The organism is Pseudonocardia sp. EV170527-09, from assembly GCF_008369905.1.
Classification (GTDB): domain Bacteria; phylum Actinomycetota; class Actinomycetes; order Mycobacteriales; family Pseudonocardiaceae; genus Pseudonocardia.
The window spans coordinates 94267-104537 of the sequence record NZ_VRMC01000005.1; the positions used below are offsets into that span (position 1 = coordinate 94267).

The following is a 10271-nucleotide window of genomic DNA, read 5'->3' on the forward strand; positions in this document are numbered from 1 at the left end:
CTCGTGATCCTGACGCACCTTTTTCGGTCAAGTCCTTGTTTATGACCGGGTGGACAGGGCATGAATGTCCGTGATGCGCGCCTTCGTGGGGGCGGTGCGCACCCGGAAGGAGCACATGACCGTGACCGTGGTGACAGGTGGGTCCGCGGCGAGCGCCGTCATGGCGATCGTCCGCATCGAGGCGCCCGCGGGTGTCGAGGCGGACGTCGTGGAGGCCGAGCTGACCCGTGCCCTGCACACGCACCGCAAGCGTCCGATGACCGTCGAGCTGTCCCTGGCCGACGGCACCGGGCCCTGGCCGCGTCGCGGACCGGCCCGGTACGCCTTCGTCGCCGTGCTGACCATGGCCGGGCACTCCGAGCCGGAGCGGCTCGCCGCCCGCATCGAGAAGACGGCCCGCAAGGCGATCCGGCGCCGCTTCGGCCGCCCGGCCACCGCCGAGGTCCGCACCGAGATCTCCGGCGCCGAGGCCGGCGCCTACTGGTTCAGCGTCCGGGGCACGCCGCACCGGCAGTGCTGAACCCCGGCGGATCGGCCGGCTGATCCGCCGGCCCACCCGGTGACCGGTCCGGTGGCCGGGCCGGGGCGTGAGACACGACACCGGCGTTTCCGTTCGGGTGCGCCAGTGCCGCATCCTGTGTGCCGCCGCCGACCCGGGCGGGAGCAGACGAGACGGGGAACGACCGTGCCCACCATCCTCACCGCCGAGATCGGCGGTTGACCGCCGCCGCACCGCCTCCCCTCGTGGAGGCCGGCCCGAAGGGGCTCCGGACCGGAGCGCTGGGCCTGTGGGGCAACACCGTCATCGGGCTCGGCGCCACCGCGCCTGCCTACAGCCTCGCCGCGACGCTCGGCTACGTCGTCCTCGCCGTCGGCGAGAAGGCGCCCGCGATGTTCCTCGTCGCGTTCGTGCCGATGCTGTTCGTCGCCGTCGCCTACCGCGAGCTGAACCGCGCGGTCCCCGACTGCGGGACCACGTTCACCTGGGGCACCAAGGCCTTCGGGCCGTGGGTCGGCTGGATGGGCGGCTGGGGCGTCGCGGTGTCGGCGATCATCGTGCTGGCCAACGTCGCCGAGATCGCCGCCGTCTACACCCTGCGCGCGCTCGGGTTCGACGCCGCTGCGGAGAACACCCTGGTCAAGGTCGGTGTCGGGGTGCTGTTCATCCTGGTCATGACCTGGATCAGCCACCGCGGGATCGTGCTGTCCGAGCGGTTCCAGAACGCGCTGATCGTCTTCCAGATCGTGGTGCTCGCCGTGCTGGCCGCCGGTGCGCTGTGGCTGGTGTACTCCGGCGACGCCGGCCCGCAGGCCGTGCTGCCCAGCTGGAGCTGGTTCGACCCGACCGGGATCTCCGGCTCGGCCGCGGCGCAGGCACTGATCCTGTGCATCTTCGTCTACTGGGGCTGGGACGCCTGCCTGGCCGTGGGCGAGGAGACCCGCGGCTCGACGAGCACCCCGGGCCGGGCCGCGCTGCTGGCCACGGTGATCCTCCTGGCGATCTACGTCGTCGTCGCCGTCGCGCTGCAGTCCTACGCCGGGTTCGGCGCGACCGGGATCGGCCTGGCGAACCCGGAGCACTCCGAGGACGTGCTCACCCTGCTCGGCGCGCCGATGGGCGGCACGGCCCTCACCGCGGTGCTGCTGCTGACCGTCGCGGTGTCGGCGGCGTCGTCGACCCAGACGACGATCCTGCCCACCGCGCGCGGCGCGCTGGCGATGGCCGTCTACGGGGCGGTCCCGCCCCGCTTCGGCAGCGTCCACCCCCGCTACGCGACGCCCGGGTTCGCCACCGTCGTCATGGGACTGTCCGCGGTGGTCTTCTACCTCGTGCTGGGCCTGGTCAGCTCGGACGCGCTGCTCGACACCGTCGCCTCGCTCGGCCTGGCCGTGGCGTTCTACTACGGCATCACCGCCTTCGCCTGCGTCTGGTACTTCCGGCGCACCCTGCTGCGCTCACCGCGCGACCTGCTGATGCGCGGCCTGCTGCCGCTGCTCGGCGGGGTGGTCATGGTGTGGGCGTTCGTGCAGAGCTCGATCGACATGCTCGACCCCGGCTACGGCGAGACCTCCTTCGGCCCGGTCGGCGGGGTGTTCGTGATCGGCGTCGGCATGATCGCGCTCGGTGTGCCGCTGATGCTGGCCTGCGCGGTGCGGCTGCGGCCGTTCTTCCGCGGCGAGACCCTCGACGAGAACACCCCGGTGCTCGTCCCGGAGACCGGTGAGCCGCCCTACGGCGGTTCCTAGACCACACGGGGAGCGACCGGTCACCGCCCCCATCCGGTGATGGTCCCGACGGAACGGACCGGCGACGCATCCGCCCAGGTGGGGGGCCACCACGACGATCATGACCTCGCGTACGGTGCGGCCCATGGCTTCCGACACGAGCAGGTCCACGGACAGCGGCACGGCGACCGGTACCCCGGGGACCGACGACGCGTCCGGCTCCGTCGCGACGGACCGGGCGACCACGACCGGCACGACCGAGACGACCGATGGCACCGGAGCCGACTCCCCCGCCACCGACACCCCCGCGACCCCGGCCGAGAGCGCGACGACCGCCGCCGGGAGCCCGGAGGCGACCGACCCGGCCGACACCGGCGCGGCCACGGGCGACTCGTCCACCGCGGCGACGCCCGCGCCGACCGGGTCCGGCACCCCGGCCGACACCGCGACGACCACTCCGACCTCCGGGACGACCTCCGGGACGACCTCGACGACGACCTCCGGTGGTGGACTCGCCGGAGCCGGCGCCGTCGTCGCCGCGGGGCTCGGCCTCGCCTCGCTCACCGGCACCTCGGTCGGCGACATGCTGCGCGAGCGCGAGTCGCTCGTCGGGCAGATCCAGGCCGCGACCGGCGGCCCCGGCGACACCATCGAGTCCTTCTACGGCGCGCCCTGGGACGTCGCCGCCCTGGTCAACGGCGTCGTCGCGCTGGTCGCGGTGCTCGTCGGGCTCGTCCTGGTCCTCGGCCCGGCCGCCCGGCCCGCCGCGGGCGCCTGGGTCCGGCCGGTCGCACTCGGCGGCCTCGTGCTCGGTGTCCTGGGCCTGCTGGTCTCCGGCGGGATGTACCTCGACCTGTTCGCCTCGACGCCGGTGCTCCCGCAGATGCCGGGCATCCCCGGCCTCGGCGGCTGACCCGTCCCTCCGGCCACACCCGAGCGCGCATCCCGTGACGGCGCATCCCGTGGCGGCGCATCCCGTGGCGGCGCATCCCGTGACGGCGCCGACCGGGTCGTCCCGTTCACCCGCTCGATCGCTTCCGCTACCGGTCACCCCGGTCCGTCCCTAGGTTCGGCGCAGGTCACCGCCCGGTGACCGCGTCGCACCCGCCGACCGCGGGCGACCGGGAGGAACCGACCGGGAGGAACACCGTGCCGCTGCGGTCCCCGTTCGCGACGACGCTCGTCACCGTGGTCCTGCTGCTCGTCACCGGCGGTGTCGCCGCGGCCGGGCCGCCGGGGACGCCCGAGCAGCGGGCGGCCACCGCGGTCGAGGTCGCCCTGCGCCAGGTGGGGCTGCCGTTCGTCTGGGGTGGCAACGGGCCGGAGAACGGCGACCACGGATTCGACTGCTCCGGGCTGACCGCCTTCGCCTACGGCAAGGCCGGCGTCGTCCTGCCGCGGACCGCGCACGCCCAGTACCGCCGCGGCCCGCAGGTGCCCGCCGGGGACGCGCTGCGCCCGGGTGACCTGGTCTTCTACGGCACCGTCGACAAGGTCCACCACGTCGGTCTGTTCGTCGGGCAGGACCGGATGGTGAGCGCGCCGACGTTCGGGATGCCGGTGCAGACCTCCTGGTACCGGTGGCGCGGTGACGACTACCTCGGCGCGACCCGCCCGGCGCAGGCCACCGACGGCGTCCCAGACCCGGCGGTGCGCGAGACCCCGGACCCGTCGATCCCGGACGAGCCCTGGTTCGACGCGCCCGCCGCGCCACCGCTGCCCCGCTGACCCGCTGACCCCGCGGCCCGCGGGACGACGACGCTGCCGCCCACGCGCCGGGGTCAGGACGCGTCGGCGACCGGCACGTCGACCGCGACCACGGTGAGACCGGGGCCCGGGACCAGCCGCAGCGCGCGTGCCGCCGGCGCGGCCGGGTCCAGCACCACCACCAGGGAGGCGCCCGTGGCCCGGGCGCGGTCCGCGGCCGCACGCAGCATCGCCACACCACGCAGCCCGAGGAACCCCACCGCGTTCAGGTCCAGGACGACCCGGCCACCGGGCGCGGAGTCGACCGCGGCGAGCACCCGCGCCTCGACCGAGGGGCCGGTCGCGAGGTCGATCTCGCCGGACACGCCGATGACGACGGTCGCGGCAACGCCGCGTCCGACGTGGACCTGCGGGTCGGTGGTGACGGTGTCGGGCGCCGGGACGGCGAGGAGACGACGGGATGGCGTGGGCGCGGTCATGTGTCCGCCAGGGGGGAGGTGGGGTCGGTTCCCCACTACGAGGACGGTCGACCCGTGGTGCCGTCGGAGCACGGAGCTGTACCGGACGGCCGAACGGCGACGGCCCCCAAGAGGGTGTCGCCCGTGAGAGGCATCGAGCAGATCCGGTCGTCGGATCGACGAGCCCGGACCGTCACCGTAGCCGTCGTCGACACCGGGTGTCCAGGGCGCGGTCCGCTCCTCCGCCGGACCGGCGCTCCGCTGCACTCCGCGGGGTCCTCGCCGCCCGGGACCGGCGCTCCCGGGCGGCGAGGACCCCGGCGGGTCACATGCCCATGCCGCCGTCGACCGGCAGGCCGGCACCGTTGACGAACCGGGCGGCGTCGGAGGCCAGGAACGCGACCACGTCGGCGATGTCGGCGACCTCGCCGAGCCGACCCGACGGGGTCAGCTCGACCACCGCGCCGACCGCGGCCTCCGGGCTCTCGAACAGCCCGAGCCCGGCGGTCTCGACCGCGAGCTTCTGCCCCATCGCGGTCGGGATGAGCCCGGGGTACACGCAGTTGACCCGCACCCCGTAGCCGAGCTTGCCCGACTCCATCGCCGCGACCCGGGTGAGCCGGTCGACGCCGGACTTGGTCGCGGAGTAGCCGCCGATGGCGGGGAACGCGATGGTCGCGGCCACCGAGGCCACGTTGATCACGGCTCCGCCGCGGCCGGCCGCGCCACCCGGGCGCATGGTGCGGAAGGCGTGCTTGATGCCGAGCATCGTGCCGAGCAGGTTGACCTCGAGCATCCGGCGGACGTCGTCGGGCTCGGTGTCGGCGAGCAGCTGGGTGACCTCGACGCCCGCGTTGTTGACGACGACGTCGAGACCGCCGAACCGCTCCACCGTCTCGGCGACGGCGCTGGTCCAGGAGGCGTCGTCGGTGACGTCCAGGTGCACGAACCCGTGCTGCTCGCCGAGGGACTTCGCGAGCGTGCCGCCCGCCTCGTCCTGCAGGTCGGCGACGACGACCCGGCCACCGGAGTCGGCCAGCGCGCGGGCCATCCCCTCGCCCAGTCCCTGTGCGCCCCCGGTCACGAGCACGGTGCGTCCGGTCAGGTCGATCTGCGTCACGGCGACTCCACTGTCGATCGGTGATGTGAACCACACACTGCCGACATCTCTGACCAGTTGTCAAGATATCGTCGGTCAGGCGTCCAGAACACCGGCGTCGGAGGCGCGACGGTCGGTTACAGTGGCCCCTGGCAAACGACGGGAGGGGGCCGCGTGGCACGGGCGAACCCGGTCGACAAGCACGACGCGCGCCGTCGCGCGCTGGCGGACTCTGCCCTGCAGACCCTCGGCGAGCTCGGCTACGCCCGGGCGTCGCTGCGCGAGATCGCCCAGAACTCCCCGTACAGCCACGGCGTCGTGCACTACTACTTCGCCGACAAGCTGGAGCTGATCGTCTACTGCGTGCGGCAGTACAAGGCGGTGTGCGTGACCCGCTACGACGGCGCCGTCGCCGACGCGACGACCGCCGACGGCCTGGTCACCGCGTTCGCGGACACCCTGTGCCAGACGATCGTCGACGAGGCCCCGATGCACCGACTCTGGTACGACCTGCGCGCCCAGAGCATGTTCGAGCCGAACCTGCGTGAGGCCGTCGGGCAGATCGACCGCACCCTGGAGGACATGGTGTGGCGGGTCGTCACCCGGTACGCCGAGCTCGCCGGCACGACGGTCGCGCTCAGCCCGCACGCCGCCTACGGGATGGTCGACGGCGTGTTCCAGCAGGCCCTGCTGGGGTTCCTCACCGGCGACGACCCGCACGCGCTGGACACCCTGCGCACCGAGGTCCGCGACCTGCTGCCGCTGACCCTGCGCCCGGTGCCGGTCGGCGCGGGCGCCGGGGCCTGATCCCGGATCTCACCGGGACCGCGCGGACAGCCCGCCGTCCACGGGCAGGCAGACGCCGTTGACGTAGGCGGCGCGGTCGGAGGCGAGGAACACCGCGGCCTGCGCGACATCGTGTGGCGACCCCATGCGGCCGGTCGGGCTGGCCTCGTGCCGGGCGGCCAACGCATCGGGGGCGTCGACGACCTGCTCGCGCACCATCGGGGTGTCGATCAGCCCGGGCAGGACCGCGTTGGCGCGGATCCCCTCGCGTGCATACGTCAGCGCCAGTGACACCGTGAGCTGGTCCAGGCCGGCCTTCGCCGCGCTGTAGACCGGGTAGACGTAGCCGGTGTCGCGGATGGCGGCCAGCGACGACACGTTCACGATCGCCCCGCGGCCGGCGGCGCGCAGGTGCGGCAGCGTGTGCCGGCAGGTCAGGTAGGCGCTGGTCAGGTTGATCGCGAGCCCCCGGTTCCAGTCGGCGAGGTCAATCCCGGTGACCTCGCCGGGCACCACGGCGCCGACGTTGTTGTGCAGCACGTGCGGCACCCCGAGGGTGTCCACGATCCGGGCGACGGCGCGGGCGACGTCGCCCTCGTCGATGACGTCGGCGGTCACGGCCAGCGCCGCGCCACCCGCGCCGGTGATCGCCGCGGCCACCCGGGCCGCCTCCCCGGCGTCGCGGTCGACCGCGGCGACCACCGCGCCGGCGTCGGCGTAGGCCAGCGCCGCCGCCTCGCCGTTGCTCAGCCCCCGCCCCGCGGACCCCGCACCGAACACCACGGCCACCCGGCCCTCCAGCTCCCGCACCGGACCCTCCTCGCGTCGCCGTCCCCGCCACCCTGCGCCCGCGGCGGGGAGCGCGGACACCGACCGCGGACGAGCACCACGGCCGCCGAGTGCTCCGTCTGTAGGATCGTGGCGTGCTCGGCGACGCGGCGACGACGCTGATCGACCGGCTCGCCGACGAGCTGTCCAGGTCGGTCGTCATCGACGACCCCGCCGTGCAGGTCCTCTACGCCAGCGCGCACTACGGCGACGCCGACGAGACCCGCGTCGCGGCGGTGCTCAACCGCGGTGCCGAGCCGCGGATCCGCGGCTACGTGCTGTCCCAGGGGGTCCTGACCTGGACCCGCGCCGGGATCATCCCGGCCAGCGAGGAGCTGGGCATGCACGCCCGGGTCTGTGTCCCGGTGCGCTGGGAGGGCAGGCTGCTGGCGCTGCTCATGGTGATGGACGCCGACGGCTCGCTCACCACCGGCGAGCTCGGGCGGATCACCGAGGTCGCCGACCGGCTCGCGTTGCCGCTGCTGGACCTGGCGCGCACCGCCGACGCGGCCCACGAGGACGACCGCCGGGTGCTCGACCTCGTCGGCGACGACCCGGCGGCCCGGTCCCGGGCCGCCGCCGCGCTCGCCGCGACGGGCCGGGCCCCACGGCCGGGCGCGGTCGCCGCCGTCGTCGCGGTCCCCGGGGCCGGTGAGGACGGGGAGCACGCCCGGATCGCCCTGCGGACGGCCCTGTCCGGGCGCCGCCCCGACGACCCGTGCGGGTGGCTCACCGCGGTCACCGGCAGCACCGCGGTGCTGCTCGCCGACCCCCCGGCGGCGGGCGCCGAGGACCTTCCCGGGCGGGTGCACCGGGTCGTCGACCGGGTCGCGGAGCTGGCCCACGGCCGGTTCCGCTGCGTCGCCGGGATCGGCGGCTCGGTCGCCGCGCCGGAGCTGCTCACCGGGTCGGTCGCGCAGGCGCGGACCGCCTGTGCGGCCGCGGAGCTGGGCCTGCGGCCCCCGGTGGCCCGGTGGTCGGAGCTCGGGGCGCTCGGCCCGCTGCTCGCGGTCCCGCCGGACCACCTGACCGAGGAGACCCTCCCGGCCGAGGTGCACCGGCTCCGCGCCGCCGACCCCGACGGGCGGCTGGTCGCGACCGTCCGCGCCTACCTCGACGAGGCGGGCAACGGCCCGGCCGCGGCCGCCCGGCTGCACATCCACCGGACCTCGCTCTACTACCGGCTCGACCGGGTCGCCCGGCTCACCGGCCTGGACGTCTCCGACGGCGCGACCCGGCTGGCGCTGCACCTGGGGCTCACCGCGCTCGACGTCATCGGGGCCCGGGCCCACCTTCGACAGTCGGAGCACGGAACGGCCTGATCACTCGTCCAACGGAGGTGGTGACCGGAGCCACAGCGACCCAGACTCTCCGCGGACCCGAGGAGGACCGATGGCCACCTTCACCACCGCCGACGGCGTGACGCTCGACTTCCGCGACTCCGGCGGCGACGGCGTCCCGCTGGTGATGCTGCACGGCTGGGGACAGACCCAGGCGATGTTCACCCACCAGCTCACCGGACTCGGCTCCCGCCGGCGCGTGATCACCTACGACCAGCGCGGACACGGCGTCTCCGACAAGCCCCACCACGGCTACCGCATCGCGCGGCTCGCACAGGATCTCGTCGAGCTGCTCGACCACCTCGGGCTCGACCGCGCCGACCTGCTCGGCTGGTCGATGGGCGCCTCGGTGCTGTGGAGCCACATCGACACCCACGGGACCGGCCGGATCCGCAGGCTGGCGCTGGTCGACCAGCCGGCGGCGGTCGCGGCGGTGCCGTGGATGTCGGTGGACGAGCAGGCCGGGTCGGGGGCGATCTTCGACGTCGGCGGCCTGCTCGACCTGGCCGCGAACCTCGCCGGGCCGGAGGGCCCGAAGGTGCGGGAGGCGTTCGTCCGCTCGATGTTCTCCGGCACCCCCGCCGAGGACGTGTGGTCCCTGGTCGCCCAGGAGATCACCCACACCCCCGCCCACGCCGGGGTGCCGCTGCTGTTCGACCACTGCGCCCAGGACTGGCGCGATGTGCTTCCCCGGATCGACGTCCCGACGCTGGTCGTCGGCTGCGAGGGCAGCCACGTGAGCCCGGAGTCACAGCGCTGGATCGCCGAGCGCGTCCCGGGTGCGCGGCTGCACGTGTTCGGCACCGACGAGGCGAACTCGCACTTCGTGTTCCTGGAGAACCCCGCCGCGTTCGACGCGGTGGTCGAGGACTTCCTGGGCTGAACGCCCTCACGGCGCGGGGTCTCCCCCGGCGTGCGCCCGGGCGATGCCGTGGGCCGCGGCGCGCAGGGCCGGGACGAGGGTCCGGGCCCGGCCGTCGCGCGGCTGCACCGTCGACAGCGCGGCGACGACGGCCCCGTCCCGGCCCCGCACCGGGACCGCGACGCCGGTCGCGTCGGGGTGCACGTGCCCCTCGGTGACGACGTGGCCGTCACGCCGGACGCGGGCGAGCAGGACCCGCAACCGGGCCGGGTCGGTCACCGTGGCGGACGTCCGTCGTTCCAGGGGTGCCGCGAGGACGCGTTCCTGCTGGTCGGGCGGCGCGTGGGCGAGCAGGACCAGACCGGACGACGAGACGTGCAGCGGCAGCCGCCCGGCGATCCGGGTCAGGTTGACGACGGCCCCGGGGGCGGAGAGGCGTTCGAGGAAGATGACCTCGTCGCCGTCGAGGACGCCCAGCTGCACGTGGTGCCCGACGACGGCGTGCAGGTCCCCGAGGAACGGCAGCGCGGCGGCCCGCAGGGTCAGCGTCGGCGACGCCCGCTGCCCCAGCTCCCACAGCCGCATTCCGATCCGCAGCCGACCGGAGCCGGTCCGCGTGAGCAGGCCCAGCTCGACCAGCTGCCCGACCAGCCGCGACGCGGTGGCGACGTGCAGCCCCGATGCCCGGGCGATCTCGGCGACACCCAGCTCGGGCCGCCCCGGCTCGAACACCGACAGGATCCGCACCGCCCGGGCCAGCACCGGTTCGCCCGCGACCACGGGTGGAGTGTGCACCTAGGTGTGATGTCCAGGGAGGTTGGTCAGCCTGGTGACTGGTGGCTGGCCGCCGATGGCGGAGTGAGCGCGGTGGTGATTGTAGAAGTGCAGCCAGCCGGGTAGGGCGTCGTTGCGTTGGCGGGTCGACTCATAGAGTCGGGCGTAGGCCCAGCCGTCGGCCAGGGTCC

12 protein-coding genes are annotated in these 10271 nt (G+C 74.7%); 7 read left to right on the forward strand and 5 right to left on the reverse strand.

All coding sequences use genetic code 11. The annotated features are described in order from the left end of the window. Nucleotides 1-73: 73 nt before the first annotated feature. From FVA95_RS02680 to FVA95_RS33790, 4 genes are all read left to right on the forward strand, one after another. The gene (locus tag FVA95_RS02680) at nucleotides 74-520 is read left to right on the forward strand and encodes a hypothetical protein (protein WP_145981382.1); all 447 of its coding nucleotides are present in this window, start codon (nucleotides 74-76) and stop codon (nucleotides 518-520) included. 224 nt (nucleotides 521-744) lie between these two features. Beyond that, nucleotides 745-2247 carry an APC family permease gene (locus tag FVA95_RS02685; RefSeq protein ID WP_226359693.1) on the forward strand — a complete coding sequence of 501 codons (1503 nt, stop codon included), beginning with the start codon at nucleotides 745-747 and terminating at the stop codon, nucleotides 2245-2247. 124 nt (nucleotides 2248-2371) lie between these two features. Further along, nucleotides 2372-3139, forward strand: a complete 768-nt coding sequence (locus tag FVA95_RS02690) for a hypothetical protein (RefSeq protein ID WP_193564279.1) — start codon at nucleotides 2372-2374, stop codon at nucleotides 3137-3139. A gap of 176 nt (nucleotides 3140-3315) precedes the next feature. After that, the gene (locus FVA95_RS33790) at nucleotides 3316-3954 is read left to right on the forward strand and encodes a C40 family peptidase (RefSeq protein WP_149662773.1); all 639 of its coding nucleotides are present in this window, start codon (nucleotides 3316-3318) and stop codon (nucleotides 3952-3954) included. A gap of 53 nt (nucleotides 3955-4007) precedes the next feature. Here FVA95_RS33790 and FVA95_RS02700 read toward each other — a convergent pair whose 3' ends face one another. Both FVA95_RS02700 and FVA95_RS02705 read right to left on the reverse strand, forming a co-directional pair. Then, nucleotides 4008-4412: an STAS domain-containing protein gene (locus FVA95_RS02700; protein ID WP_149662774.1), complete on the reverse strand. Its 405-nt coding sequence runs from the start codon at nucleotides 4410-4412 to the stop codon at nucleotides 4008-4010. 304 nt (nucleotides 4413-4716) lie between these two features. Then, nucleotides 4717-5511 carry an SDR family NAD(P)-dependent oxidoreductase gene (locus FVA95_RS02705; RefSeq protein WP_149662775.1) on the reverse strand — a complete coding sequence of 265 codons (795 nt, stop codon included), beginning with the start codon at nucleotides 5509-5511 and terminating at the stop codon, nucleotides 4717-4719. 153 nt (nucleotides 5512-5664) lie between these two features. On the opposite strand from FVA95_RS02705, the gene FVA95_RS02710 reads away from it, so the two are divergent. After that, the gene (locus FVA95_RS02710) at nucleotides 5665-6297 is read left to right on the forward strand and encodes a TetR/AcrR family transcriptional regulator (protein WP_083696111.1); all 633 of its coding nucleotides are present in this window, start codon (nucleotides 5665-5667) and stop codon (nucleotides 6295-6297) included. A gap of 9 nt (nucleotides 6298-6306) precedes the next feature. On the opposite strand, the gene FVA95_RS02715 is transcribed toward FVA95_RS02710, so the two are convergent. Further along, a complete protein-coding gene (locus FVA95_RS02715) occupies nucleotides 6307-7086 on the reverse strand; it encodes an SDR family NAD(P)-dependent oxidoreductase (RefSeq protein ID WP_149662776.1) in 780 nt (259 codons plus the stop codon). Nucleotides 7087-7199: 113 nt separating this feature from the next. Here FVA95_RS02715 and FVA95_RS02720 point away from each other — a divergent pair, with 113 nt between their 5' ends. Continuing rightward, entirely contained in the window at nucleotides 7200-8426 is a 1227-nt protein-coding gene (locus tag FVA95_RS02720; protein WP_149662777.1) for a CdaR family transcriptional regulator, read from the forward strand. Between the two features lie 70 nt (nucleotides 8427-8496). Then, on the forward strand, nucleotides 8497-9327 hold the full coding sequence (locus FVA95_RS02725) for an alpha/beta fold hydrolase (protein ID WP_149662778.1): 831 nt from the start codon (nucleotides 8497-8499) through the stop codon (nucleotides 9325-9327). A 6-nt stretch (nucleotides 9328-9333) separates the two neighbouring features. On the opposite strand, the gene FVA95_RS02730 is transcribed toward FVA95_RS02725, so the two are convergent. Both FVA95_RS02730 and FVA95_RS02735 read right to left on the reverse strand, forming a co-directional pair. Continuing rightward, entirely contained in the window at nucleotides 9334-10086 is a 753-nt protein-coding gene (locus FVA95_RS02730; protein ID WP_205015745.1) for an IclR family transcriptional regulator, read from the reverse strand. Between the two features lie 15 nt (nucleotides 10087-10101). After that, a partial coding sequence (locus tag FVA95_RS02735) for an integrase core domain-containing protein (RefSeq protein ID WP_149662779.1) occupies nucleotides 10102-10271 on the reverse strand: 170 nt, incomplete at its 5' end.

Bases quoted from the DNA above. Each gene is read 5' to 3' on its own strand.
- FVA95_RS02680 (WP_145981382.1), top strand. From the start codon at position 74: ATGCGCGCCTTCGTGGGGGCGGTGCGCACCCGGAAGGAGCACATGACC.
- FVA95_RS02690 (WP_193564279.1), top strand. From the start codon at position 2,372: ATGGCTTCCGACACGAGCAGGTCCACGGACAGCGGCACGGCGACCGGT.
- FVA95_RS02700 (WP_149662774.1), bottom strand. From the start codon at position 4,412: ATGACCGCGCCCACGCCATCCCGTCGTCTCCTCGCCGTCCCGGCGCCC.
- FVA95_RS02725 (WP_149662778.1), top strand. From the start codon at position 8,497: ATGGCCACCTTCACCACCGCCGACGGCGTGACGCTCGACTTCCGCGAC.